Source organism: Dietzia psychralcaliphila (assembly GCF_003096095.1).
Taxonomy (GTDB): Bacteria; Actinomycetota; Actinomycetes; order Mycobacteriales; family Mycobacteriaceae; genus Dietzia; species Dietzia psychralcaliphila.
Genome location: NZ_CP015453.1, coordinates 1627978 through 1654355, shown reverse-complemented (window position 1 = coordinate 1654355; position 26378 = coordinate 1627978). Strand labels below are relative to the sequence as shown.

The following is a 26378-nucleotide window of genomic DNA, read 5'->3' as shown; positions in this document are numbered from 1 at the left end:
CGACGGTAGGCTCGACCCGAAACCCGGCTGGGGCCGTCACCCACCGGGAGCGAGTACCTGCGACGATCCGACGTGGAGGATTCAGCGTGAAAGATCTGGTGGACACCACCGAGATGTACCTCCGCACCATCTATGAGCTCGAGGAGGAAGGCGTGATCCCGCTCCGGGCCAGGATCGCGGAACGCCTCGAGCAGAGTGGCCCGACCGTGAGCCAGACGGTCGCCCGGATGGAGCGCGACGGCCTGGTGCACGTGGCGCCCGACAGGCATCTCCAGCTCACCCCCACGGGCCGCGAACTGGCCGTGAACGTGATGCGGAAGCACCGCCTCGCCGAGCGGCTGCTCGTCGACGTGATCGGGCTGGAACTGGAGAAGGTGCACGCCGAGGCGTGTCGGTGGGAACACGTGATGAGTGACGACGTGGAGCGTCGCCTCATCGAGGTGCTCGACGATCCGAGGACGTCCCCGTACGGCAATCCCATACCAGGGCTCGACCGCATCGGTTACACGTCCCCGGTGGCCGATGACGCCGCGTTCACCCGTCTCTCGGCCCTGGACACGGACATCCCGCACAGCGTCCGCATCCAGGCGATCGGAGAGAACGTCCAGATCGACACCGAGCTCATCTCCGAGCTCCGCGCGCACGGTGTCGAGCCACTGAAGACCGTGACCGCGACCCGGCGGGGCCACCTCGTGGAGCTCGACTCCGGTGACGGTCACACGGTGGAGCTCGACGGCGACCACGCGCACGCGATCCAGGTCGAGATCCTCCTGTGAAGCTCCTCGTCACCGGCGGGGCGGGATACGTCGGGGGCGTCTGCGCGACGGTGCTCGTCGAACGCGGACACGAGGTCGTGATCCTGGACGACCTCTCGACCGGCAACAGGGCCGGCGTCCCCGCGGGAGCGACGTTCATCGAGGGTGATGTCGCCGCGCTGGCAGGTGATGTCCTGGACCCGGGATTCGACGGGGTGCTGCACTTCGCGGCCCGCTCCCTCGTCGGGGAATCCGTGGAGAAGCCCGGGGAGTACTGGCAGGGCAACGTCGTCACCTCGCTCGCGTTGCTCGACGCGATGCGCGCCGCCGGGGTGACCAACCTCGTCTTCTCCTCCACCGCGGCGACCTATGGTGAGCCGGAGCAGGTCCCCATCACCGAGGACATGCCCACCCGGCCCACCAATACCTACGGCGCCACCAAACTGGCGATCGATCACGCCATCACCTCCTACGCGGCGGCCCACGGGCTCGCTGCGACGAGCCTGCGCTACTTCAACGTGGCCGGCGCCTACGGTCCCGCGGGAGAGAACCGTGTCGTCGAGACCCACCTCATCCCGTTGGTCCTCCAGGTGGCCCTCGGGCACCGAACCGACATCAAGGTCTTCGGAGACGACTGGCCCACCCCCGACGGGACGTGTGTCCGCGACTACATCCACGTCGCCGACCTCGCCGACGCCCACCTGCTTGCCCTCGAGTCCAACCAGGCCGGGGTCCACCGCGTGCTCAACCTGGGTAGCGGGGAGGGCTTCTCCGTCCGGGAGGTGATCGAGGTGTGCCGCGAGGTCACCGGCCACCCGATCCCGGACGTGGTCGCACCTCGCAGAGCGGGAGACCCGGCGGTACTCGTCGCCTCCAGCGAGAGGGCGACCACCGAGTTGGGGTGGAGCCCCACCCGCACTGACCTGCGCACCATCGTCCGGGACGCCTGGGCGTTCACCTCGGCTCTGGGCGATCGGGCGCACTCCGCCCCGCGGTAGCCGGGTCCCACGCAACAGGTGTCCCCCGGACCCCGACCGGACCGGGTGGGAACCGCGCCCCTCAGGCCGCGCCCCTCAGGCCGCGGCCACCCGGCGGAGCCGTTCGGGCGCGAGTCCCTGCTCGAGTCCGTGGAGGAGGAGCCGCGCCAGCGAGTTCGCCGGGTCTGCCGTCACCGCCGCCTCCAGCGCCGACCGGGCGTGGACCCCGCTGCCGGCGAAGTAGGCCGCAGCCCCCAGCAGCAGCAGCGCCACCGAGCGTTCGCGTCCGGGCCGACGGCGCGCGAGTGACCACCAGAGCAGGCGGCGTCCGTCCTCATCGCACAGTCCCCGGAGGGCCAGGCGTCTGTAGACCTCGTCCCGCACCGCGATGTCCAGCAGGCCCCGGCCGATCTGGGCCAACTCGTCGTCGTCGGGCTCCTCCCCCGCCTCCAGACGCCGGACCGCGTCCTCATGTGCACCCACCGCGCGGTCCACGGCGAGTGTTCCCCCGAGCCGGACGGGCCCCCGGCCGTGCGGATCGACATCACACGCCTCGTCATCCCTGGCCAGATAGAGCCGGTCGATCTCACCCCGCGACCCGGCCCGGATCCGACCGTCGTACGCGTACACCGCTGCGATCTCGGTGGAGTCCGGGTCCAGCTGGGTACCCCGGAGCATCCCGAACAGATCGACCCAGGGTGCGCCCCGGGCGAACTCGCCGACCCCGTACGCGGCGGCCACCTGCGTGCCGGCCAGCCCCAACCAGTACTCGAACGCCGCGGCGGCGTCCTCCGCCCGGAGCCCGGCGGAGTACCCGTCCGCACAGTCCTCGTGGACCACCACCAGATGGACGTCGGACACCCCCTCCCTCGAACAGAACTGGGCCAACCCACGAGCCGGCCCGTCGTCACCCACGATCGGCACACACCCGCCCTCACCGGGGAGGCCGTCCCCCTCACCGCCCCGGTCGCCCACGCCATCGGCGGACACCCCCGCCCCGTCGAGCAGGGCGTCGACATCCATCCTGACGACCGGTCCCTGCCCGCCCTCAGCGGTCCGCCCGCACATCACCACCACCGATCCGGGACCCGGCGGGAAACCCAACATCGCCGGGATCGACGCGATGAGTTCCTCCGGGGAGGAGATCACCACCGTCGTCGTGTCGTCCATCCCGTCGCCACCGATCCGTCCGTTCGCCGTCATCGCCGTCCACCTGTCTCGTCGTCATGCGGCCGCTGTCCCTGTCGGCGGCGGTCCGCGGGTGCCGGTGCACCGGATCCACCTTCGGATACCCCGATGGCCGAGACCGCGCAGGAACCGGCCGGAGTCGACCCGCTGTGGAGGCCTGGGGGTCGTGGGGAATCATCTGCGGCCCGCTGTCGTTGGCAAAGAGCAGAAACCCCGTCCCGGTTGGACGACCATTTCGGTCCGGACCGGATGAATCGGGGTGTCGCGACGAGAGGAGTCGATATGGCCAGGCACAGCGATCTGTACCGATTGATCGAGCCCGTCCCCGATCTGCGTTCGGAGTCCGGACAGGGCCCGGTGCTCGTGCATGCGCTGGAGGGCTTCTCCGACGCCGGCCAGGCGATCCAGGGCGTCACCGAACACCTCAAGGAGAGCCTGGATTCCCAGCTGATCGTGGAGTTCGACGCGGACGAGCTGGTCGACTACCGCTCGCGTCGACCGCAGGTGCGTTACTCGTTCGACCACTTCGCGGGGTACTCGGAGCCGACCATCCAGATGCACGCCGTCAAGGACGCCAACGGGACGTCCTTCCTCCTGCTCTCCGGCCTCGAGCCGGACCTGCGGTGGGACGGGTTCACCGAATCCGTGATCGACCTCGCGGGCTCGTTCGGGGCCCGGATGTCGATCGGCCTCGGCGCCATACCCCTGGGGGTGCCGCACACTCGCCCCACGCAGGCGAGCGCACACGCCAGCGACGTCGAGCTGATCCGCGGATTCACCGCTTGGCCCGGGGAGTTCTCGGTCCCGGGCAATGTGAGCGCGCTGCTGGAACTCCGGATGGCGGAGCACGGAATCCCGTCCGCGGGCTTCACCGTCCACGTCCCGCAGTACCTGTCGCAGACCGCCTACCCCGCGGCGGTGCTCAACCTGGTCGGCAACATCGCCCAGATCTCCGACCTCGATCTGCCGTCCGGTGAGCTCGAGACGGCAGCCGAGGACTTCACCGCGCAGGTCACCGCGCAGATCTCTGACAACCCGGAGATCCGGACCGCCGTGGAGTTGATGGAGAAGCAATACGACGAGTTCATGGAGACCCGTCACGGCTCCGACTCGCTCAACCCCGGTGGCAAGCCCCTGCCGTCCGGTGACGAGATCGGTGCCGAGTTCGAGCGGTTCCTCGCGGAGCAGACCGGCGACGACGAGCCGCGCGCCCACTAGCACGGGCGGGTGGGCACGACCGGGCGGCTAGGCTCGGTCGGGTGCATCTGCCCGAACTCTTAGCCGACCTCGACGACGTCCCCTCCGATCTGCACGAGGAGGCTGTCTTCGACGCCTTCGTGGCGTGGGCTGCCGCCCAGGGCCTGACGCTCTACCCGGCACAGGAGGAGGCGGTCCTCGAGGTGGCGGCGGGCAGCCACGTGGTCCTTGCCACCCCGACGGGTTCAGGTAAGTCCCTCGTCGCGCTGGGCGCGCATTTCTCCGCCATGGCCCGTGGGGTGCGGAGCTACTACACCGCGCCGATCAAAGCGCTCGTCAGCGAGAAGTTCTTCGCGCTGTGCAAGGTGTTCGGCGCCGAGAACGTGGGGATGCTCACCGGCGACGCCGCGGTCAACGCCGACGCCCCGATCGTCTGCGCCACCGCGGAGATCGTGGCCAACATCGCCCTGCGGGAGGGTGCCGCCGCGGACATCGGTCAGGTGGTGATGGACGAGTTCCACTACTACTCCGAGCCCGACCGGGGCTGGGCCTGGCAGGTCCCGCTGATCGAGCTGCCCGACACGCAGTTCCTCCTGATGTCGGCCACGCTCGGCGACGTGGACTGGTTGGTGGAGGACCTCCGCACGAGGACCGGACGGGAGTGCGCTCTCGTCGGGGGCACCGAGCGGCCGGTCCCCCTGACATTCGACTACGCCCTGCACAGCGTCCACGAGACGGTGGAACTGCTGCTCCGGGACGACAAGGCCCCCGTCTACATCGTGCACTTCACCCAGGCCTCGGCCCTCGAGCAGGCGCAGGCCCTCACGTCGGTGGCGGTGTCCACCAAGGAACGCAAGGCCGCCATCGCCGACGAGATCGGGGGCTTCCGGTTCTCGACCGCGTTCGGCCGGAACCTGCGCAAGCTGCTCATGCACGGCATCGGGGTCCACCACGCCGGCATGCTCCCCAAGTACCGCCGCCTCGTGGAACGACTCGCCCAGGACGGACTGCTCACCGTCATCTGCGGAACCGACACCCTCGGGGTCGGCATCAACGTCCCCATCCGGACCGTCCTGTTCACCGGACTCACCAAGTTCGACGGACGCCGGCAGCGTGTCCTCAAGGCCCGGGAGTTCCACCAGATCGCCGGCCGGGCGGGCCGCGCGGGCTTCGACACCGAGGGTCTGGTGGTGGTTCTCGCCCCTGAACACGAGGTGGAGAACTCCAAAGCCGCGGCCAAGGTGGCCGCCAATCCCAAGAAGAAGGCCAAGGTGGCCAAGAAGAAGCCGCCGGAGGGCTTCGTCAACTGGTCCCGGTCCACATTCGACAAGCTCGTCGGCGCGCAACCCGAGCAGCTCACCAGTCGCTTCGAGGTGAACAACGCGATGCTGCTCAACGTGATCTCGCGTCCGGGCAGCTGCTACGCCCACATGCGGCACCTGTTGCTGTCCTCGCACGAGACCCGGGCCCGCATCCGGCAGCACGTCCTGCGCTCGATCGAACTCTTCCGTGGGCTCGAGACCGCGGGCATCGTCGAGAGGGTGGCGGAGCCTGACGACGACGGACGACACGTCCGTCTGACAGTCGACCTCCAGCGTGACTTCGCACTCAACCAACCCCTCGCCCCGTTCGCGATCGCGGCCATGGAGGTCCTCGACCCCGACTCCCCCACCCCGGTCCTGGACCTGGTGTCGGTGATCGAGTCCGTTCTCGACGACCCGCGCCCGATCCTCTACGCCCAGCAGCGGGCCGCCCGTGGTGAGGCGATCGGCGCCCTCAAGGCCGAGGGTGTGGAGTACTCCGAGCGGATGGAGCTCGTCGAGGACATCTCGTGGCCCACACCCCTCGGCGACCTCATCGCCGACGCGTATGACGCCTACCGCGCCGGGCACCCGTGGGTGGCGGGTATCGAGCCCTCCCCCAAGGCGGTCATCCGCGAGATGGTCGAGCGGGGCATGACATTCTCCGATCTGGTCTCGGCGTACGGGCTCAGCCGGTCGGAGGGTTCCGTGCTGCGTTACCTCACCGATGCCTATCGCGCACTGCGACAGACCGTTCCGGCTGACCTGAGGACCGAGGAGTTCGACGACCTCGTCGAGTGGCTCGGAGAACTCGTGCGCCAGGTCGACTCGAGCCTGCTGGACGAGTGGGAGCTGCTCACCGATCCGGAGGTCTCCCCTGACCAGGTGGCAGAGCTCGCCTTCGGTCAGTCGGCCGGCACCACCCGTCCCGTCACCGCCAACCTCCGGGCGTTCCGTGTGATGGTCCGGAACGCGATGTTCCGCCGGGTGGAGCTGCTGTCGCGGGACGACATCGACACGCTCGTGGCGCTCGACGCCGACGTCGCCCAGCATCCCGACTGGGACACCGAGATCGATGCGTACTGGGACGAGTACGACGCGATCGGAACCGGGCCCGCCGCCCGTGGCCCCGCCCTCTTCTCCGTCACCGAATCGGGTGACGGGGTGGAGCCGGGAACCTGGCGGGTCCGGCAGGTTCTCGATGATCCGGAGGGTGACCACGGCTGGGCCGTCGAGGGTGTGGTGGATCTGGGCGCCAGCGACGAGGCGGGGGAGGTCCGCTTCGCCTCGCTGACCCTCGCCGGGTGAACGTGCCGGGAGGCTGAACCGGGCCGCGGATCCGGTGTCCGTACGATGACCGACGAACGCCGACCCGAACCCTGGAGGACATCTGTGACCCCCCGCATCCTGTACAAGAGGCTCGCTTTCGCGGAGGTGATCACCTGGACGCTGTTGATCCTGGGAATGATCGGCAAGTACGGGTTCGGTCTCGACTGGGCCACGACGGTCGGTGGCAGCATCCACGGATTCGTCTTCCTGTGCTACTCCGTGGCGACGGTCGCGGTCTGGACCGACAAGCGCTGGTCCGCCGGCACCGGTGTCCTGGGGCTGGCGTCCGCGGTCATCCCGTACGCCACCGTGCCGTTCGAGCGGTCGGTCGAACGCCGCGGGCTTCTCGAGGGGAACTGGCGGCTCGGTCCCGGGGTCGAGCAGCCCCGCTCCCTCGCGGAGCGCATGCTGGCGTTCGCCCTCCGTTCCCCGGTGGTCGCGCTCATCGTCACCCTCGTCGTGGTGGCCGCGGTCTTCTCCCTCCTCCTCGTGGCGGGCAAGCCCACCGAGTGGTTCTCGTGAGCCTGGACCGTGAACCGGGACGCCGGGAGCTGAACAAGGCGGACAAGCAGCGTCGGATCCTGGCCGCCGCCCGCGACCTGTTCTTCCGCAACGGGTACTCGTCGGTCACCACGCAGGAGGTGGCCGATCTGGCGGAGGTCGGCACCGGGACGCTCTTCCGGTACGCCCGGTCGAAGGGCGAGCTGCTGTGCATGGTGGCCAACGAGGAGTTCCGGGCCATGGTGGAGACCGTCCCGGACACCGGGGACCCCGTCGAGGACCTTGTCACGCTGTGCGACCCACTGTTCTCCGCGCTCGAGAACCAGCCGGAGAACATCGTGGCCTACCACCGCGAGACACTCTTCGGGGAACCGGGCCCCCACCGTGCGGAGGCGCAGCGCATCCTCCGGGACCTGCGCGGGATCATCGGCGTCATCCTGGCCCGCCATTCGCCACAGGCACCCGAGGCGAGGGACCTCGACGGCCCCGCCCAGACCGTCTTCGACGTCCTCTACATGAGCATCGTACGTTCGGGGATCGACCGGTCACCCGGTAGCGATCACCGAGCCGACCTGCGGGAGCACGTCGACCGGGTCCTGCACGGTGCGCTCGCCCGGCGGGTATCCACCGACGCTGCGCTCTGAGAGTGCCGTCCGGTCCACCCCGCCGGACCGCCCTCCACCCCGCCGGGTGAGACTGATCTACATGACTGACCGCCACGACCCCGACTCCCGCCCGATCAAAGACGCGTCCACCGTGATGGTGATCCGAGATTCCGACCGCGGACCGGAGGTGTTCGTCGCGCGCCGCGTTCGGGGTATGGCGTTCGCCGGGGGCATGACGGTGTTCCCGGGCGGCGGCGTGGACGCCTCCGACGACGACCCGGACGTCGCGTGGACCGGTCCCGAGCCCGAGTGGTGGGCCGAGCGGTTCGACTGCGACGTCCCGCGTGCCCGCCGGCTCGTGTGCGCGGCCGCGAGGGAGACATTCGAGGAGTGTGGCGTCCTCCTGGCAGACCACCTCGACGGATCTCCCGTCGCGGACGCCGGTCGGTACCACTCGAGCCGGGGCGAGCTGGAGAGCCACCGGCTGACCTTCAGCCGCTTCCTCGCCGACGAGGGGCTCTCCCTCGCGGCGGGCCGACTCCGCCCCTACGACCACTGGATCACCCCCTCGGTCGAGTCGCGGAGGTACGACACCCGCTTCTTCCTCGCCGCGCTCCCGGAGGGACAGGAACCCGATGACCTCACGACCGAGGTCGACCTGACCATGTGGGCCCGCCCCGTCGACCTCCTGGAGGACTTCCGATCGGGCCGCTCCATGCTCCTGCCGCCGACGTGGACCCAGCTCCGTGTCCTCGCCGAGTTCCCCGATGTCGCCGCCGCACTGGCCGCCGAGCGCAGAATCACCCCAGTCCAGCCGGAGATCATCGAGCACCGCGGCGGGGTGCGTGTGGGCTTCGACGGTTCGGACGAGTACTGGTCCGACTACCAGGCCGGGCACCCACCCGCCGGGAGCTGATCGCCCCCGCCGGACATCTCGAAGTCCTCACGGACCCGGCTGCGCGGTGGTTGACTGCCAACCATGCCGGAATTCGAGTTCGACGTGGACGCGTCGATCGCCGCCGGGTGGGACCGCTTCGCGGCCCGCCTGGCGGAACTCCTGCGTGACCTCGTCCCCGGCGCCACGTTCGACCTGGCCGTACCCGTCCTGGGCTCCCCGTCCACCCGCACCCCGTACGTGCGGTTCACCGCGCTCGGGACCGACCGCATCCACGCGGAGGTCTCCGGCGGCGGGTCCGAGGACTCACCGGCACCGTTGGGTCCGGTCCGCCTGGAGCAACTCGGGGCCCTGGGCTGGGGACTCCGGCCCCCGACGGGCGCCGTGACGCCGGGCGCGGACATCACGTTCCCCGTCGACCGCGCAACGGAGGCGGCACACCTGGTCGCCGGCACGATGGAGCGGGTCTTCGGGATCCCTCACCCGGTCTTCCTCCACGACGTGTCCGAGCCCGAGGACCCCGCCCGGGTCGACACCGGTGCCCCCGTGCCGGCGGACGCCGATTTCCGGTCTCAGCCCATCGCGACCCCGGACGAGGCGACCCGGGCCCTGGAGACAGCCCTCTCGGAGGTCTACGAACGCCGGGTCACACCCGACGAACACGACGTGTTCACCGTTCCCGCCGGGTGTGTCCTGCTCTTCGTCCGTGCGCACCGGTCGCTTCCCCTCGTCGTGTTCCGCAGCCCGCTGGTCTCCTCCGTGGAGGACCCCGTTGCCGCGGAGACAGAGGTCGCGATCCTCAACCGGGACTCGCTGTGGTGCCGGTACGTGTTCGACGGCAAGACGATCTCCGCCGAGGCGGAATTCGTCGACCGGGTGTTCGTCCCGGTCAACTTCAAGATCCAACTGGCCGAGATCTCGGCCGAGCTCGACGACGTCTACTCGGATCTCGCGCACCGGGTCGCGGGCAGACGATGGCGTGACCTGCGCGCCGCCGATGACCACGGCCCGGCTGAGCAGTAGGATCTGAGATCGTGCCGGGACGGGCCCGGTGCGAGACCTCGCCCCAGGAGCGCCTACATGCGTCGCGCCGTCCTCGCTGCCGTGATCGTGGCCGCGGCCGTGTCCGCACCCGCCTGTTCGCCGGCATCGCTGTTCGGCGACGACGACTCCGGGGCGATCCCGGTCCCGACAGCCCAGCAGTCGGGGCCCCTACCGTCGTCGCAGCAGTTCGATCGGCCGTTCCCGGTGTCCGGAGAATCGTGGGACGCCACAGTGACCCTGTCCAACCTCCGGATCGTGCCCTCCACCGCGTACTCGGACGCGGTCGTGGTGGTGGACGTCCGTGTGGTGCAGGCGTCCGGCCAACCGGAACTCGGCCCGGATGACTTCTCGGCCTTCGACCCCTCCGGGAGGCCGTTCGAGCGGATCGAGAGCCCCGCGGGGACGATAGACGACCCGCTAGTACCGTCGGTCCTGAGCTTCCCCGGTGAGGAGATCCGGGGGATGGTCGCCTGGACGATGCCCCGTGGGCACCGGATCGGGCGGATCGACCTCGTCGCCCCGAGGACGATCGGATCGGTCACCGTGACCCGCCAGCCGGAAGACCCGACTGCCGCCTAGGACTCAGAACTGTTCCGGGCCCCCGACAGGTTCCGTGCCCTCGACAGGTTCCGTGCCCTCGAGATAGGTCCAGCGCCCACCTCTGCGCTCGAACACCGACCGTTCACGCATGACCGCAGGCCCGTCGGGCCCGACGTAGTGCGCCTCGAACTCCACTGTCCCGGTCTGATCGGCGGCGCCGCCGGCCACCACGTCGAGGATCGAGAGGCCGGTCCAGTGGACGTCACCGACCTCCACCTGGTCCGGTCGGGTCCGCGGGTGCCACGTGCGCCAGAGGTGGTCCCGCCTTCCGAGCACGAAGGCCGTGTACCTGGATCGCATGAGCTGTTCGGCGGTCGCGGCCGGGACGCCGTCCTCCACGAGCGGCCCGCAGCACGCATCCAGGCAGCGCTGGCTCCCGCACGGGCATCCGCTCAACTCCGCCGCCTCCATCCACTCGGGTCCGCGACCACGTTACCCATACGACGGCCGGTTATCCTCGATGGAGACATGTCCAGCTTCCGTGCCCTCCGCCGCTCCGATCGACGACAGCCCGATCCCGACCTCGCCCCACTACGGGTCCGCTCCTGTCGCGACCTGTGCGAGTGGACGAGGACCCCGGTGGAGCGCCGCGGCGAGCCGATGTTCGCGTGCCGAGGATGTGGATCCCAGTGGGTCCCGAGCGAGCACTGGACCCCGCGGGACAGCAACGGATCGGTCCCCCCAGAGGTGTTGGAGATCGTCACTGCCGAACCGTGAACGCGCCCTCCGCCCCTAGGCTGAACCAATGACCACTACCCCTCGACCCCTCAGCCCCGCCGTGGGTTCCGCGACCATCGATGCCGTCCTGCGCCGTGCGGCGGCGCGGTTCCCTGACCGGGTGGCACTGACCTTCGCCGAGCGCCGGTGGACCTACGCCGCGTTGGACACGGCGGTGGACCGGGTGGCCACCATGCTCGCCGGTCAGGGCCTCGAGCGTGGGGCCCGGGTGGCCGCCTACGGGGTCAACTCCGACGCCTATCTCATCGCCTTCCTCGCGGCCTCGCGGGCGGGATTGACCCACGTGCCCGTCAACTACGCACTGACCGGCGGTGAGCTCGAATACCTGCTGGCCGACTCGGGTGCGTCTCTCGTCCTGGTGGACCCGGCACAGGCTCCCACCCTGGCGGGAGTACTCGCGACCATGCCGGAGCTGCGGTCCCTCGCACTGCTGCCCCGCGCAGGGGAGCCCGCCCAGGGCACGGTTCTCGGCTCGGCACTCGACGAGTCCCCGTGCGCGCCGATGGAGTCCCCCGCCACCGGCGACGACCTCGCCCAACTCCTCTACACATCGGGCACCACCTCACGTCCCAAGGGCGCGATGATGACCCATTCCGCGCTCACCCACGAATACGTGAGCTGCATCCTCGGCCTCGACCTCACCGCCGACGACGAGCCGCTGGTGACGATGCCCCTCTACCACTCGGCCGCGATGCACGTGTTCGCGCTCCCGTACCTGTCGTTGGGGGCGACGGTGCACCTCATGGCCGCGCCGGACATCCCGGAGATCCTCCGCAGGGTCGAGGCCGACAGGATCGGGTCCCTGTTCCTCGCGCCGACGGTCTGGGTACCGCTGGCCTCCCATCCGGACCTGGAGTCCCGGGATCTGTCGAGTCTGCGAAAGGCCCAGTACGGCGCCTCGATCATGCCGGTGACCGTGCTCCAGCGGCTGCGGGAGAAGTACCCCGAACTCGGGTTCTACAACTGCTTCGGACAGTCGGAGATCGGCCCCCTCGCCAGTGTCCTGCGCCCGGAGGAGCACGACTCCCGCCCGGCGAGCGCGGGCCGGCCGGTGTTCTTCGTGGAGGCCCGCGTCGTCGACGAGACGGGCGCCGAAGTCGCGGACGGCGAACGGGGCGAGGTGGTCTACCGCTCGCCGCAGTTGTGCAAGGGCTACTGGAACAAGCCCGAGGCCACGGAGGAGGCGTTCCGCGACGGCTGGTTCCACTCCGGCGATCTGGTGGTACGTGACCCCGAGGGGTTCATCGAGGTGGTCGACCGTATCAAGGACGTCATCAACACCGGTGGAGTCCTGGTGGCGTCGCGGGAGGTCGAGGACGCGGTGTACCGGGATGAGCGGGTCGCCGAGGTCGCCGTGATCGGCACGCCGGACGACAAGTGGATCGAAGCCGTCACCGCGATAGTGGTCCTCAGGGGCGACGCCCACGCCACGGAGTCCGAGATCATCGACGGCACCCGCGCCCACCTCGCGCCGTTCAAGGTGCCGAAACGGGTCGTCTTTGTCGACGAACTGCCCCGCAATCAGTCGGGCAAGCTCCTCAAGCGGGAACTCCGCCAGAACTGAACCCCGGGCCCCGGCGACAAGCCGAGGACAGGGACGACGACGACGAGGACGACGGAGACTCCGACGTCAGCCGATTCGGTCCAGGACCTCCGTGGCCACCACCTCGGGGGCCTGTTCCGGGAGCCAGTGCCCCATCCCGGACAGCGGGACGAACCGGTAGTCCCCCGTCATCCGGGAGGCGGTGGCCTCGGCGCCGGTGCGCGCGATGGCGGGGTCGTCCTCACCCCACAGGTAGGTCGTGGGAACAGACACGTCGGGCAGGTCGTATCGGCGCATCGCGCGGTACCAGTTGAGCGCGCCCGTCAGTCCCTCCCGCTCGCCGACCAGCTCGAGATGCTTGTCCATCAGCTCATCCGACACCTGCCCGTCGAACATCGACAGCAACCGGTGGGCCCCGTCCTCGAGCAGGACGTCCTCGGCCTTTCCCTGCTGGCGGAACAGCGTGAAGTAAGCGGATCGGGCCTGCTGATCCGGGTCCGACTCCAGAGCCTCGGCGAAGGCCGAGAGATGAGGCACGGACACCACCGTCAGAGTTGCCACCCGCCCGGGGTGATGGGCTGCGAGCCACCACGCGACCGACGCCCCCCAGTCGTGACCGAGTACGTGCACGCTCTCCAGACCGAGGCTGTCGACGATCGCGAGCGCGTCCGAACTCAGGTGCTCGATCGCGTAGGCCCCGACGTCGTCCGGGCGAGCACCGGGCGAATAGCCGCGCTGTGCCGGAGCGACGACCCGGACACCCTGCTGCGCCAGCACCTCGGCAACAGACTCCCACTCCCACGGTGACTCCGGGAAACCGTGCAATGCCAACACGGTCCCACGCACGGGGCCGTCCGGACGCCAATCCAGGACATCGAGGCGGCCGACCGGGATGTCGACGGTCATACTCTGCGGTTCCATGGAGCGGACACTAGCCTCTCCGGTCGATCACCGCCGGTCGATCACCGCGGGCGACTTCCGGGTGGGCTGCCCGCGGACGACCCCGAGGGCGCGACCGCCGAGCGCCGGTCATACCAGTCGCGCACGAGCCACATCTCGACCACGAGCGGGTCGACCGCCGCCTCGTCCGCCCACGCGGAGATCACGTCCAGATACCGCTGATACCGGCGCGGCGTCATCCGACCGAGCGACTCGATCTCCGTCCAGCCCGCGTGGACCAGCGTGCCGATTCCGGCCGAATCGACGGGAACGATGCTCTGCTCCGACCACGCCATGCCCAGGGACGACAGATAGAGCGAGGCGAGAGGGAACCCGAGGTCGGGTACCCCCCTGCCGGCCCTGCCGTAGGGAGCGCCGTTGCGCAGCAGGTTCATGGCCTCCGCCGGGGCGTCGAGCCAGTCCGCCACCTCGTGCAGGACCAGTGGATATCCGTGGGAGGACACCGAGCGCCACGCGGAGCGATCACGCTCCGCCACCCGGAAATCCGGAAGGCCCCTGCGCACACCCGATCGCTGCGGGTGGCCGGCCAGCCAGGCCGCACACATGTAGAGCGCGACCACCGACTCCTCGAGACTGCCACGCGCCCTGCGGCCCGCCGCCCACAGGTCGCTCCTGCGGAGATACCCGGAACCGGACTCCACCCGTCCGCCGTCCGGGCCACCGGCGACCAGCCGGAGGTCCACACGTCGCTCCGCCAGCCTGAGGTTCCACAGGTCGAGGTCGATCTCCACGTACTCGTCCGCCACCAGGAGTGCCGGAGGCTGGGCGCGACACCACGTGAGGCAGGACGAGGGTAGATCTGGAACGGGACGGGAACCGGTCGTCGTCATGCCCCGCACGGTGTCACGTGGGTACGACAACGCCGGTCCCCCGCCGGCTCAGTCCTCGGCGAACGCCTCCAACGGCGGGCAGGAACACACCAGGTTGCGGTCGCCGTACGCGCCGTCGATGCGTCGCACCGCGGGCCAGACCTTGGGGCGCCAGGTGGACCCCAGCGGGTACCCCGCCAGGCTACGAGGGTAGGCGTGCTCCCACTCGTCGGCCGAGACGCTCTCCGCGGTGTGGGGCGCGCCGCGCAGTGGATTGTCCTCGACGGTCCACTCCCCTGCCGCGACCCGGTCGATCTCGGCGCGGATCGCGGCCATCGCGTCGCAGAACGCGTCCAGCTCGGCGAGATCCTCGCTCTCGGTCGGCTCCACCATGAGGGTGTTGGGCACCGGGAAGCTCATCGTGGGCGCGTGGAAACCGTAGTCCGCCAGCCGCTTGGCCACGTCGTCGATGGAGATCCCCACCGAATCGATGAGCGGCCGGAAGTCGAGGATGCACTCGTGGGCCACCCACCCGCCGTCCCCGGAATAGAGCACCGGGAAATGCTGCCCGATCCGCCGGGCCAGGTAGTTGGCGCTCGCGATCGCCGTGAGGGTGGCGCGACGCAGCCCGTCCGCACCCATCATGCGGACATAGGCCCACGTGATGGGCAGGATCGAGGCGGACCCGAACGCGGCCGCCGAGACCACCGCGCCCGATCCGAGGCCCTCCTCGTACGGGTGGCCGGGCAGGAACTCTCGCAGGTGCTCGGCCACCGCGACCGGGCCGACGCCGGGTCCGCCGCCGCCGTGCGGGATGCAGAAGGTCTTGTGCAGGTTGAGATGGCTCACGTCGCCACCGAACCGGCCAGGGCGGGCGACCCCCACGAGCGCGTTGAGGTTGGCGCCGTCGATGTAGACCTGGCCGCCGGCATCGTGGACGATCGCGCAGATCTCCTCGATGTCGTGCTCGTACACCCCGTGGGTCGACGGGTAGGTGATCATGATCGCCGACAGCTCGGCGGCGTGCCGGTCGACCTTCTCCCGGAGGTCGTCGACGTCCACGTCACCGTTGGGTCGGCACCCCACGACGACGACCTTCATCCCCGCCATCACCGCGGACGCGGCGTTGGTTCCGTGCGCCGACGACGGGATGAGGCACACCCTGCGGTCCTCGTCGCCCCGGGAGCGGTGGTACTGCCGGATCGCCAGCAGTCCCGCGTACTCCCCCTGACTGCCCGCGTTGGGCTGCAGGCTCACCGCGGCGTAGCCGGTGATGTCGACGAGCCACTGCTCGACGTCGCCCACGAGCCGGCGGATCCCGCGGGTCTGCTCGACCGGTGCGAAGGGGTGGAGTCCGGCGAACTCCGGCCACGTGATGGGCTCCATCTCCGTGGTCGCGTTGAGCTTCATCGTGCAGGAGCCCAGTGGGATCATCGTGCGGTCCAGCGCCAGGTCCTTGTCCGCGAGGGCACGCAGGTAGCGCAGCATCGCGGTCTCGGTCCGGTACCTGACGAACGCCTCGTGCTGCAGAAAGCTCGAGGTCCGGTCGCCGTAGGCGGGATCGACGAGGATCTCCAGTTGCCCGGCGTCCGCGATGTCCGCGACAGAGCCACCGAACGCCTCGAGGACGAGCGCGAGGTGGTCCCCGGTGGTGGCCTCGTCGCAGGAGACGGACACGTGGTCGTCGTCGACCTTCCACAGGTTCACCCCCCGCTCGGCGGCGGCGGCGAGCACCTCGGTGGCGCGGCCGGGCACCCTGGCCAGGACGGTGTCGAAGAAGTCGGCGTGGACGACCTGGACACCCGCGGCGACGAGGCCGTCGGCCAGGACGGCGGCATGGGAGTGCACGCGCCGGGCGATCGCCGCCAGGCCCTCCGCGCCGTGGTACGAGGCGTACATCGCGGCGACCACCGCGAGCAGGACCTGTGCGGTGCAGATGTTGGACGTGGCCTTGTCGCGGCGGATGTGCTGCTCGCGGGTCTGCAGCGCCAGCCGGTAGGCCGGCCGGCCGTCGGCGTCCGTGGACACGCCCACGAGGCGGCCCGGGAGGTTACGGGCGTGCGCCGTGCGGCACGCGAGGAAGCCGGCATGGGGGCCACCGAAGCCCATCGGGACACCGAAACGCTGGGACGAGCCGAAGCAGGCGTCCGCGCCCTTCTCCCCGGCCGGGGTGAGGACGGTCGCCGCGAGCAGGTCGACGCCCGCCGCAACCAGGACTCCCCGATCGTGGCACTGGTCGATCAGCCCCGCGACGTCGGCGACACGGCCCGAGGCGCCGGGCGTCTGCACGAGTGCGCCGAAGAAGTCGCCCTCCGGCAACCCGTCGTCGATCAGGTTGGCGGTGACGATCTCGATGCCGAGCGGCTCGGCCCGCGTGGCCAGGATGGCGGCCGTCTGGCCGAAGACGTCAGTGTCGACTGCGAAGCGCGGACTCTTCGAGGACCGGTTGGCCCGGCGGAGCATCGTCATGGCCTCGGCTGCCGCGGTCCCCTCGTCGAGCATGGACGCGTTGGCCATGTCCATGCCGGTGAGGTCGGCGACCATGGTCTGGAAGTTGAGCAGCGCCTCGAGGCGACCCTGGCTGATCTCCGGCTGGTAGGGCGTGTATCCCGTGTACCAGGCGGGGCTCTCGACGACGTTGCGGCGGATCACGGCCGGGGTGAGCGTGTCGTAGTACCCCTGCCCGATCATCGAGATCGCGACCTCGTTCTGATCGGCGAGCACGCGCAGCGCCGCGAGCGTGTCGGCCTCCGACAGGGGTTCGGGAAGCGCGTCGATCCCGGCGGCCCGGCCATCGGGACCCACCTCGTCGAGGATGACCGACGGGAAGGCGCGTTCGGCGAGCTCGTCGAGGGAGCTCACGTCGATGGTCTCCAGTATGTGGGCGAGTCCGTCGGCGTCGGGTCCCAGATGGCGGGCGACGAACTCGCCTCCGGTCCGGGCGGTGTGCGGGGTCGTCGTCACAGGTGCTCCTCGAAGGGCGGGGCCGCCCCGGACGGGCGGCCTGCGGGCCGGTGCTACCCTCTCCGCTCTGTCCCCAACCGGCGGATGCCGGCGCCTGAGAGATTCACGGGGCCCGCCGGTGGGCCCTGCTTTCCCCGTGGGCGGGTGGTCTGTTCCACCGCTCTCCAGAGGCGTTAGACGACTGCACGGTCCGGGTGCCTGAGAGATTCTCGGAGAGGAGTTGCTCCTTCGGCGCCCGCGGCAGATGCCGCGGAACTCTCCCGTGAGTCGCGTGAACGCACCGCCGAGTCTAGACGACTCCCCCGGATCAGCCCGTACGCCGCGAGGCGCGGGCGCGCCGACGGGCCGCCAACTCGTCCTCGAGGGGCTCGATGATGTCCTCCGCCGAGACTGTCTCAGCAGGGAACTCCGCGATAGATCCGGCGAGCTCCCGCATCGCTCCGCCGATCCCGATGCCGAAGACCCCCTGTCCGCCCTGCAGGAGGTCGAACACCTCCTCCTTCGACGTGCACTCGAACACCGTGCGGCCGTCGGAGAAGAGCGTGATGGTGGCCAGGTCCTTCACCCCACGGGAGCGGATCTGATCCACCGCCTTCCGGATGTTCTGGAGAGAGATCCCGGTGTCCAGCAGCTGCTTGACGATCTTGAGGACGAGGATGTCCTTGAACGAGTACAGACGTTGACTACCGGAGCCGGCCGCGTTGCGGATCGACGGCACCACCAGATCGGTGCGGGCCCAGTAGTCGAGCTGCCGGTAGGTGATGCCGGCGATCTGACATGCGATCGGGACGCGGTACCCACTGGTCCCGTCCGGGATGCCGTCATCGGGGAACAGTCCCGGCTGCACCTCGTCGAACGTGGCCTGGGTGGCCTCGACGTCGCCTCCGAAGAGACCCTCCGTGCGCGTACCGGTGGAGGACGACTCCGGATCACGGGTGTGGTCGGCCACGATTGCTCCCTCAAGCTGTGGGGTGTCGCCGCTGTCGCGGCGACACGGTACCGGACTCTGCGGTCCGGATCCTGAACGTGTGAACACCATCGGTGTAGTTCACTGAGGGCAACGCTAGGCCCGCGAGGGTCCGCGATCAATAGGACACGCGGCAAACCTCAACCTCAAGTTGAACTTGAGACCTTGCCGCGACCTGCCAACTGGTGCTGAAGTGACTGCAGTGAGTGCCGAACTACCTGGTCACAGCGGTCACGGAGTGGGGCCGCCGGGTTCCTGAGGCGCGTCCCCACCGCCCAGGAAATCATCCGGGCTCACCTGGTCGAGGAACTCACGGAAGGCCTCGACCTCCTCCTCGCCCTGCTCCACGAGCGAGATCCCGACCTCGTCGAGCACCTCACGGCTGACCAGGACCGGGGACGAGGTCCTCAGCGCGACCGCCACCGCATCCGACGGGCGGGCGGAGACCCGCTTACCCTCGAAGACCAGCTCGGCGATGAACGTCCCCTCGGACACTCCCACGATCTCCACCTGCTCGAGCGGGTGCGCGAAGGTCTCGAGAAGGGTCGCCACCAGATCGTGCGTCAGTGGCCGCCCCGGTTGCACTCCCTGTTGCTGGAGACTGATCGCGGCGGCTTCGGACGCGCCGATCCAGATCGGGACGTACCGTCCCCCGTCCTTCTCGTGCAGGATCAATACTGGTGCGTACTCCGGCTCCTCGAATCGGATGCCGACGACGTTCACCTCTCGCATGTTCTTTCCCATGTCCTCCGCCTCTCCCACGGGTCCAGCCTAGCCCCGATCCGTCCCGGGGTGCTCGCGTCAGGACTCCAGCGCGTGCCGGACGGCCACCGTGACGAGCGTGGAATGCAGAGCCACCGACAGCGCCGCGATCTCCCGGGCCAGCTCGGCCGCCCGGTCTCGGGCGTCCGCGTCGCCCTGCCGTGCCACCGGGCCGGCGATCTGCGTGATGAGACCGGTCTGCCGATCCGCAGCGGTCCGGAAACCGCGAAGATGGCGAACGTCCACCCCGTGGGCGGCGAGGTCGTGCGCGGTCCGCGCGACCAACACCGCCTCCGGGTCGTAGAAACCACCGGCACCCGCCACGATGAGCCCGGCGTCCACGAGGGAATCGACCAGCTCCGCCGCCACCCCCGACTGCTCGACGACGTTCTCACGGGTCAGCCGCAGGACGGTGTCGCTGCGGAAGTCGTCCGGGGTCGAACCCGGGACACCATCGGCTCCGTGCCGCGGGAGCAGAGCGGTGGTGGACCCGTCCGCGATAGCTGAATCCAGCGCCTCCAGCTCGTCGCGGATCACCTTGAGGGGCAGGTACCGGTCCCGCTGCGCCGTGAGCACGTAGCGCAGCCGCTCACGGTCCTCGACGCTGAACCGGCGGTATCCGCTGGCGGTCCGCTCGGGCGTGACCAGGCCTTCGTTCTCGAGGAACCGGACCTTCGACACCGTGAGGTCCGGGAAATCCGGACTCAGGAGTGCGATGACGCCGCCGATGGAGAGGTGCCTCTCCTCAGCGGCGCCGTGTCCGGCGGCCGTCACTGCCCGGGCGTACCCGTCAGGAAGACGAGCCGGAACTTGCCGATCTGTACCTCGTCACCGTTCGACAGCGACGCGGAGTCCACGGGCTCGCGGTTGACGTACGTGCCGTTCAGGGAACCGACGTCGACCACGTTGAAGGTCCCGCCCTCGCTCCGGAACTCCGCGTGACGACGGCTCACGGTGACGTCATCCAGGAAGATGTCGCTGTCCGGGTGCCGGCCGGCCGATGTGGTCGCCTGGTCCAGGAGGAACCGGGAGCCGGCGTTGGGCCCACGCTTGACCACCAGGAGCGCCTGCCCCTCGGGAAGACCCTCGATACCGGTGACGGCGGGCTCGGACTGAGCCGCCTGCTGATCGGACTCGTTGAGAAGCTCCGCACGGAACACCGAGGTGGTCTCGGCGGTCGCCTCGGGCATGTTCTTGTTCTCGGTCACGTTCGTCTCTCCTCGTCCGAGCCCAACGAGGGGCTCACCATGCGGTGCTTGAGATTCTATGTCGGACTGTCCGGCCGCGGGGCCGGGGGCGGCCCCTACTCCTCAGCCCTCCGTGATCTTGGCGTATCCCTCTGAGTCCAGCGTCTGCTCGAGCTGCGCTTCCAGGTCGTCGACGTCCGAGATCTCGAGGACGACGATCCACCCCTCACCGTACGGATCCGAGTTGACGAGCTCGGGCGACGTCTCGAGGGCGGTGTTGACCTCGACGACCTTCCCGCTGAGCGGCGCGTACAGGTCGGAGACGCTCTTGGGTGACTCGACCTCGCCGAACGGCTCGCCCGACTCCGTCTCGCCGCCCACGTCCGGAAGCTGCACAAAGACGATGTCACCCAGCTTGGACTGCGCGTACTCGGTGATACCGATGCGAACGCGCGTGTCGGACACCCGCTCCACCCACTCGTGCTCGTCGGTGTACCGGAGCTGGTCGGGGATGTTCTGGTCGCTCACTGACGTGCCCTTCTCGCGTGGCCCACTTAGGGTTTACAACTGGCGACATTACACACCGCCAGACGACCCCACTGCAGTAGATCGGGCGCGGCCCGGAGGGACGGAGCGGGCGATCTTCCAGGCCTGCCACAGGTAGATCGCGCCGCTCCACGAGTAGAGGCCCACCCCCCAGTACAAGCACGCCTCACCGAGGACCTGGAACCCCTCCCCACCGGGGACCCCCGCGAACCCCGCGAGGAGCAGGGGAAGGGACCAGAACAGCGCGAAGGTGGCGGCTTTGCCCAGGTAGGTGACCTCGGGCTCGATCCCTCGTCGGCGGTACACCGGCAGGGTCCCCACCAGCAGCGCGTCCCTCACCAGGAGAACAACCACCACCCAGACGGGTACGTATCCGGCCACGGCGAAGGACACCGGCACGGCGGCCACCAGGATGCGGTCGGCGAGGGGGTCGAGGCGCTCGCCCCAGGTCGACCGCATGTTCCAGAGTCGTGCGATCTTGCCGTCGAGCCAGTCGGACACGACCAGCGCCCCGAGGAGCCACAGCGCCAGGGGCGGGTCGTCCCAGACCAGGATGCTCACCACGAGCACCGGGATCAGTGCGATGCGCGCCAGCGAGATGGCGTTGGGAAGCGTCCAGAACCTGTCACTGACCTCGGGGTCACGCGGCGGCGTCTCGTACCCGAGGCCGGGTGGCACCGCGGCGGAGAGGTGACCGTCGCGAGGTTGCGGGATGCGCGCGCCGAGGACCTTGCCCTCTCCGGTCCGCCATTCCCGCAGATCGGTCTCACGCCTGCCCTCCCGCGCCGCACTCATCGGAAGGTCGTCATCATCCCGGAGAAGACGTTTCCACCCGCGGCCATCGGGTTGTCGTGGACCATGTAGGTCCACGTCGAGGTGGGCCGCGCCATCGCGTTGGCCACCAGGTCCACCCCCGAATCGGTGAACTCGATCTCCGCGAAGGTGGTCTCGGACTCGCGGACCGCATCCGAGGCGAGGTCTCTGAAATGGTCGATCGCGATCCGGTGGAACTCGTCGAGAGGGTTCTCTCGTCCCAGGGCCCGGAGGTGGATCGACTCGCGGACGTCGTTCATCGTCTCGAGGTGGCGGGCCCAGCCCCGGTCGAGGTGCCACAGTGTGATGTCGCGGCACCCCTGCACCACGGCATCACGGCCGTGTGTCTCGACGAGCTCGGCACTCCGTTCGGGATCGTGTGCGGTGAGCTCCTCGAACGCCTTCTCCGTGACCAGCAGCGCCGCCCGGCGTTCGGCCAGGATGTCGCGCTGTTCGGCGAGAAGCCTGCTGTACCGCCAGGTGTTGGAGTGGATGGCGAGCATCTGGCCCTCGGTGACCCGCTGGGCGTGGTCGACCGCGTCACGGCCACGGTTGCCCTTGATCAATCCGCTGATCCTGTCGTGCGCGCCGGGGATCTTGTCCGGTTCCAGCGCCGAGGTGACCACCGGGTCGTCCATCGCGGCGAAGAACACCGAGCTGCCGGGGTCTCCCTGGCGTCCGGCGCGGCCGCGGAGCTGGTTGTCGAGTCTCTCCGTCCGGTGTCGACCCGTCCCCACCACGTGCAGTCCACCGAGTTCGACGACCTCGTCGCGGCGGGATTCGTCGGAGCCACCCAGCCGGATGTCCGTGCCGCGCCCCGCCATCTGGGTGGAGACGGTGACGTTGCCCACGTCCCCTGCCTCGGCGATGATGGCCGCCTCCTCCTCGTCGTTCTTGGCGTTGAGCACCACGCAGTCCACGCCCTTCTCGAAGAGGCGGGCGGCGAGCTCCTCCGACTCGGCGACATCGTGGGTCCCGACGAGCACCGGTTGACCGGTCGAGTGGACCGCGGCGATGTGCTCGACCACGGCGCGGGTCTTGCTGTCGCCGTCGATGTAGGTCCGGTCGGCCTCGTCGAATCGGACGCAGGGGGCGTTCGAATCGATCTGGGACACGCCCAGTGAGTAGAACTCGCGCAGCTGCGCGCCGGCGGCGAGTGCCGTTCCCGTCATCCCGCACACCCGGTCGTATCTGCCGATGAACGCCTGGACGGTGATGCTGTCGAGGATCTGTCCCGCCTCGGAGACCGCGACCCCCTCCTTGGCCTCGACGGCCGCCTGCAGTCCGTCCGGCCAGCGTTGGAGTTCGGCCACGCGACCACGCGAGGCGTTGACCAGCTGGACCCGCCCGTCACGGACGATGTAGTCCACGTCCCGCCTGAGCAGGTAGCAGGCGTGGAGTGCGACATTGACCTGCACCAGCGTCGTGGCGACATGCTCCGCGTCGTAGAGGTCGGGGATCCCGAGCTCGCCCTCGATCGCCTCGGCTCCATCGTCGGTGAGGAAGATGTTGCGCCGCTCGGAGTCGGTCTCGTAGTGGCGGCCCGGTCGCAGTTTCCGGACCGCGGAGAGGATCTCCCCGGTGGGCGCCTCTCCGGAGGTGGACCCGGCGAGCACCAGGGGCACCAGCGCCTCGTCCACGAGCACGGAGTCCGCCTCGTCGACGAGCGCGACGTCCGTGGTCGGTGCGATGAGGTCCGCCGGGTCGGTGACGAGTTGCTCCCGCAGGACGTCGAAACCGATCTCGGAGACGGACCCGTAGGTGACGTCGCAGGCGTAGGCGGCGCGACGCTCCTCGCGGGTCGACGACTCGGTGACATGGCCCACGGTCAGTCCCAGGAGCTCGAACATCGGCCCCATCCAGCGCGCGTCACGGGCAGCGAGATAGTCGTTGACGGAGATGACGTGGACGGTGTGACCCTGCAGTGCATAGCCTGCCGCCGCCACTGCGCCAGAGAGGGTCTTGCCCTCACCGGTCGCCATCTCCACCACGTCCCCGGCGAACATTCTCAGCGCACCCTGGAGCTGTACGTCGAACGGGCGCAGGCCGACGGCCCGGCTCGCGGCCTCCCTGGCCAGAGCCAGGAATCGAGCGAGGTCCTCGGTGGACTCGCCGAAGAGCTGCAGGCCGTGGGCGGCGTCCGCGAACTCGCCGTCGTCCATCTCCGAGGCCCACTCGTCGAATCCATGGGATGCCTCGACCGCGCTCTGCGCGCGCGAGGTGTCCCGGCCCTGGGTGGAGCCCATCAGCTTCCAGAAGCGGTTGGCGAATCCCACGCGTGGAGTCCTTCCCGGTCTACAGATCAGTTGATGCCACCGTACGCAGGCGTTGACGCGATCGGCGGCCCACCCCGCTGCTCGCGGAGTCAGCCGTGCGGGTCGATCTGTCCTCGCAGCCGGCGCATGGCCTCGGTCGAGAGCATCCTGTCACCGGCGCGGGCGGCCAGGTGCTCGGCCGTGAGGTCCGCGGGGCTGGGTGCGTGAGCAGTGGACGGAGGTCGCACCCCGTAGTCCCGGGCGATGTCGTCGAGGCGCGCGGCCTCGGATACCGCGGCGTCGGCCCGGGTCTCCACGGATTCCACCAGTTCGCGGAACGCGACCGCCCGTTCGACCACCTCGGCCCAGACCTCGTCGATCGCGACGCCCATACCGGTCAGAGTGGTGAACCCGTCACGCGCGGGAGGGACACCCGGCATGGCCGCCGTCTCGCGCAGACGACAGAGGTCTCCCGAGAGCCCCACCACCTCGGTCTCCGCATCGAACTGGAGCCGGATCTCCTCCACGGCCCGTCCCCCGCGCACGTATGCCCGGATCAGTCGGTCGTACAGCCCGCCGACCTCCATGAGAAGCGCCGTGTACATCTCGGGGATACGCCGGCGATCCGCCCGGATCTGCGGCAGTGAGGGGAGGGACTCCACCACCGCCTGGACCCGATGGGGTAGGACGACCCGCCCCATCTCCCGTTGGCCGAGTGCGGCTGCCACCGTGCCCAGCTCGGTCATCGTCCTGGGCACCATCGGGACCGGCGCCATCGTGGGCGTGGAGGCCAGCGCGTCAAAGAGTCGACCGCGGTCATCGGTGTCCAGATGGATCCCGCGCCTGCGGTCGACGCGGATGTCCTTGATGCGGAACGCGAACACACCGGCCCCACGGGTGAACCCGGTGCGCAGGACGAGGTACTTCCGGTCGAGATCGGCCAACCTGGTGCGCAGAGCCATCCGGAGAACCGACGGGACCGGGGTTCCGAGGATTCGCCTGAGGTCGTGGCGCTGTTCCTCGATGACCCTTACCTGGTGGAAGCCGCCGACGGTCGGGAAAGGCAGGTTGCGGTGGAGGCGGGTGAGGACGACGTCGGTGATCCGCGGCTCGACGAGGCCGCAGGCGACCAGCAACGCGGCCCGATCGGAGAGTTCTCCGAGGCCCGAGGGGGCCGTGCCCGCGCACAGATCGTCGACGTGGTGGATCAGGCGGGCCCGGGCGTCCCGGCCGTCACCGTCCTGATCGTGACTGGTCATACCCGTGCACCTCTCCCCCACTCCGGCGATCACCGCCGATGGACTTCATGCTGCCATGATGCCCCTTTCGGCGAGTACACGCGGCCCCGCTCACCTCGAGCGCGCACCGGCCGACGTGCCACCTCGTGCTATTCCTGCTCAGGCGTGATCCGCACGACCATCTTCCCGGTGTTGGCGCCGCGCATCATGTCGAGGAACGCGTCGACAGTGTGCTCGATGCCGTCGACGACGGTCTCGTCGTAGGCGATCTCTCCGGCGGTGAACCACGTCGTCATCGCCTCGGTGAACTCGGCCCCGAGGTGGAGGTGGCCGCCGAGTGTGAATCCCTTGAGCGTGAGGCCCCGGGTGATGATGTTGGCCATGTTGTCCGGGCCGGGTGCCCGGCCTGTCGAGTTGTAGCTCGCGATCGCCCCGCACAGGGCGATGCGTCCGCCGTCGTTCATCACGTCGAGCGCTGCTTCGAGGTGATCGCCACCGACGTTGTCGAAGTACACGTCGATTCCCCCCGGGGCCAGTGCGCCGAGCTGTTCGCGCACCGGCGCCTCCTTGTAGTCGAGCGCGGCGTCGAAGCCGTACTTCTCGGTGAGCAGCCGCACCTTCTCGGGCGATCCCGCCGACCCGATGACGCGGCCGGCGCCCAGGAGGCGCGCGATCTGTCCCGCCGCGGTCCCGACCGCGCCGGCGGCACCGGAGATGAAGACCGTGTCGCCGGGCTCCAGGCCGGCGATCGCAGTGAGTCCCACGTAGCCGGTCAATCCCGTCATTCCGAGGATGCCGAGGTACAACGAGAGCGGTGCGCCGTCGAGCTCGGGCACCACGGTGAAGCCCGAGGCGTCCGCCTGGACGAGATCCGACCAGCCGAGCTGGTGCAGAACGACGCTGCCGACGGGGATCGACTCGTCGGTGGAGGCCGTGACGCGGCCGATCGCGCCGCCGGTGATCGTCTCCCCGAGCGCGTAGGGGGCGGTGTAGCTACGCACGTCGTTCATGCGACCCCGCATGTAGGGGTCGACGGAGACATAGAGGTTCGAGACCCGGACCTGGCCCGGCTCCGGTGGCCCGTAGGTGACCGTGGTGGTGCGGAAGTCCTCGTGCGTCGGCCACCCCGTGGGGCGCGCGGCGAGCTGGATCTGGGTGCTGGTGGCGGTGCTGGTGACGTCAGTCATGGTTCTACTTCCTGATG

24 protein-coding genes and 1 riboswitch are annotated in these 26378 nt (G+C 69.5%); of the genes, 10 read left to right on the top strand and 14 right to left on the bottom strand.

Annotated features, from left to right (window positions below):
• The first annotated feature begins 86 nt into the window (after nucleotides 1-86).
• Nucleotides 87-776 (top strand): iron-dependent transcriptional repressor DtxR, encoded by a 690-nt coding sequence (locus tag A6048_RS07485; protein WP_107749202.1) that lies wholly within the window; start codon nucleotides 87-89, stop codon nucleotides 774-776.
• The gene (gene galE / locus A6048_RS07480; protein WP_107749203.1) at nucleotides 773-1753 is read left to right on the top strand and encodes a UDP-glucose 4-epimerase GalE; all 981 of its coding nucleotides are present in this window, start codon (nucleotides 773-775) and stop codon (nucleotides 1751-1753) included. Before A6048_RS07485 ends, galE begins: the two co-directional genes overlap by 4 nt.
• A gap of 75 nt (nucleotides 1754-1828) precedes the next feature.
• Here the strand turns inward: galE and A6048_RS07475 are convergent, their stop codons facing one another.
• A complete protein-coding gene (locus A6048_RS07475) occupies nucleotides 1829-2935 on the bottom strand; it encodes a DUF4192 domain-containing protein (protein WP_107749204.1) in 1107 nt (368 codons plus the stop codon).
• 267 nt (nucleotides 2936-3202) lie between these two features.
• Between A6048_RS07475 and A6048_RS07470 the strand changes: the two genes are divergently transcribed.
• The 7 genes from A6048_RS07470 (at nucleotide 3203) to A6048_RS07440 (ending at nucleotide 10371) form a co-directional block, all read left to right on the top strand.
• Nucleotides 3203-4138 (top strand): PAC2 family protein, encoded by a 936-nt coding sequence (locus tag A6048_RS07470; protein ID WP_107749205.1) that lies wholly within the window; start codon nucleotides 3203-3205, stop codon nucleotides 4136-4138.
• Nucleotides 4139-4179: 41 nt separating this feature from the next.
• The gene (locus tag A6048_RS07465) at nucleotides 4180-6726 is read left to right on the top strand and encodes a DEAD/DEAH box helicase (protein ID WP_107749206.1); all 2547 of its coding nucleotides are present in this window, start codon (nucleotides 4180-4182) and stop codon (nucleotides 6724-6726) included.
• 84 nt (nucleotides 6727-6810) lie between these two features.
• Nucleotides 6811-7269 carry a DUF3817 domain-containing protein gene (locus tag A6048_RS07460; RefSeq protein WP_107749207.1) on the top strand — a complete coding sequence of 153 codons (459 nt, stop codon included), beginning with the start codon at nucleotides 6811-6813 and terminating at the stop codon, nucleotides 7267-7269.
• Nucleotides 7266-7892: a TetR/AcrR family transcriptional regulator gene (locus tag A6048_RS07455; RefSeq protein ID WP_107749208.1), complete on the top strand. Its 627-nt coding sequence runs from the start codon at nucleotides 7266-7268 to the stop codon at nucleotides 7890-7892. Before A6048_RS07460 ends, A6048_RS07455 begins: the two co-directional genes overlap by 4 nt.
• A gap of 61 nt (nucleotides 7893-7953) precedes the next feature.
• A complete protein-coding gene (locus tag A6048_RS07450; RefSeq protein WP_107749253.1) occupies nucleotides 7954-8769 on the top strand; it encodes an NUDIX hydrolase in 816 nt (271 codons plus the stop codon).
• Between the two features lie 63 nt (nucleotides 8770-8832).
• Nucleotides 8833-9771 (top strand): TY-Chap domain-containing protein, encoded by a 939-nt coding sequence (locus A6048_RS07445; protein ID WP_107749209.1) that lies wholly within the window; start codon nucleotides 8833-8835, stop codon nucleotides 9769-9771.
• Between the two features lie 57 nt (nucleotides 9772-9828).
• A complete protein-coding gene (locus tag A6048_RS07440; protein WP_107749210.1) occupies nucleotides 9829-10371 on the top strand; it encodes a hypothetical protein in 543 nt (180 codons plus the stop codon).
• Between the two features lie 3 nt (nucleotides 10372-10374).
• On the opposite strand, the gene A6048_RS07435 is transcribed toward A6048_RS07440, so the two are convergent.
• A complete protein-coding gene (locus A6048_RS07435) occupies nucleotides 10375-10803 on the bottom strand; it encodes a YchJ family protein (RefSeq protein WP_107749211.1) in 429 nt (142 codons plus the stop codon).
• Between the two features lie 334 nt (nucleotides 10804-11137).
• Here A6048_RS07435 and A6048_RS07425 point away from each other — a divergent pair, with 334 nt between their 5' ends.
• Nucleotides 11138-12694 (top strand): fatty acyl-CoA synthetase, encoded by a 1557-nt coding sequence (locus A6048_RS07425; RefSeq protein ID WP_107749213.1) that lies wholly within the window; start codon nucleotides 11138-11140, stop codon nucleotides 12692-12694.
• 66 nt (nucleotides 12695-12760) lie between these two features.
• Here the strand turns inward: A6048_RS07425 and A6048_RS07420 are convergent, their stop codons facing one another.
• The 12 genes from A6048_RS07420 to A6048_RS07365 form a co-directional block, all read right to left on the bottom strand.
• Nucleotides 12761-13594, bottom strand: coding sequence for an alpha/beta fold hydrolase (locus A6048_RS07420; protein WP_107749214.1), 834 nt, complete (start codon nucleotides 13592-13594; stop codon nucleotides 12761-12763).
• A 41-nt stretch (nucleotides 13595-13635) separates the two neighbouring features.
• The gene (locus A6048_RS07415; RefSeq protein ID WP_107749215.1) at nucleotides 13636-14463 is read right to left on the bottom strand and encodes an 8-oxoguanine DNA glycosylase OGG fold protein; all 828 of its coding nucleotides are present in this window, start codon (nucleotides 14461-14463) and stop codon (nucleotides 13636-13638) included.
• 48 nt (nucleotides 14464-14511) lie between these two features.
• Nucleotides 14512-17406, bottom strand: coding sequence for an aminomethyl-transferring glycine dehydrogenase (gcvP, locus tag A6048_RS07410; protein WP_107749216.1), 2895 nt, complete (start codon nucleotides 17404-17406; stop codon nucleotides 14512-14514).
• 176 nt (nucleotides 17407-17582) lie between these two features.
• Nucleotides 17583-17679, bottom strand: a riboswitch (glycine riboswitch).
• A gap of 34 nt (nucleotides 17680-17713) precedes the next feature.
• Nucleotides 17714-18355 carry a MerR family transcriptional regulator gene (locus A6048_RS07405; RefSeq protein ID WP_107749217.1) on the bottom strand — a complete coding sequence of 214 codons (642 nt, stop codon included), beginning with the start codon at nucleotides 18353-18355 and terminating at the stop codon, nucleotides 17714-17716.
• A gap of 249 nt (nucleotides 18356-18604) precedes the next feature.
• Nucleotides 18605-19105: a bifunctional nuclease family protein gene (locus tag A6048_RS07400; protein WP_107749254.1), complete on the bottom strand. Its 501-nt coding sequence runs from the start codon at nucleotides 19103-19105 to the stop codon at nucleotides 18605-18607.
• Between the two features lie 69 nt (nucleotides 19106-19174).
• Nucleotides 19175-19909: a transcriptional regulator FtsR gene (gene ftsR / locus A6048_RS07395; RefSeq protein WP_107749218.1), complete on the bottom strand. Its 735-nt coding sequence runs from the start codon at nucleotides 19907-19909 to the stop codon at nucleotides 19175-19177.
• Complete coding sequence (gene odhI / locus A6048_RS07390) at nucleotides 19906-20325, bottom strand: oxoglutarate dehydrogenase inhibitor Odhl (RefSeq protein WP_200837448.1); 420 nt, start codon at nucleotides 20323-20325, stop codon at nucleotides 19906-19908. Before odhI ends, ftsR begins: the two co-directional genes overlap by 4 nt.
• A gap of 120 nt (nucleotides 20326-20445) precedes the next feature.
• Nucleotides 20446-20850 carry a glycine cleavage system protein GcvH gene (gcvH, locus tag A6048_RS07385; RefSeq protein ID WP_107749220.1) on the bottom strand — a complete coding sequence of 135 codons (405 nt, stop codon included), beginning with the start codon at nucleotides 20848-20850 and terminating at the stop codon, nucleotides 20446-20448.
• A 48-nt stretch (nucleotides 20851-20898) separates the two neighbouring features.
• On the bottom strand, nucleotides 20899-21663 hold the full coding sequence (locus A6048_RS07380; protein WP_107749221.1) for a CDP-alcohol phosphatidyltransferase family protein: 765 nt from the start codon (nucleotides 21661-21663) through the stop codon (nucleotides 20899-20901).
• Complete coding sequence (secA2, locus tag A6048_RS07375; RefSeq protein ID WP_107749222.1) at nucleotides 21660-23957, bottom strand: accessory Sec system translocase SecA2; 2298 nt, start codon at nucleotides 23955-23957, stop codon at nucleotides 21660-21662. The genes A6048_RS07380 and secA2 overlap by 4 nt, the downstream gene beginning before the upstream one ends.
• Nucleotides 23958-24046: 89 nt before the next feature.
• Nucleotides 24047-25195, bottom strand: a complete 1149-nt coding sequence (locus A6048_RS07370) for a hypothetical protein (protein WP_107749223.1) — start codon at nucleotides 25193-25195, stop codon at nucleotides 24047-24049.
• Between the two features lie 128 nt (nucleotides 25196-25323).
• On the bottom strand, nucleotides 25324-26361 hold the full coding sequence (locus A6048_RS07365) for an NADP-dependent oxidoreductase (protein ID WP_107749224.1): 1038 nt from the start codon (nucleotides 26359-26361) through the stop codon (nucleotides 25324-25326).
• Nucleotides 26362-26378 lie beyond the last annotated feature (17 nt).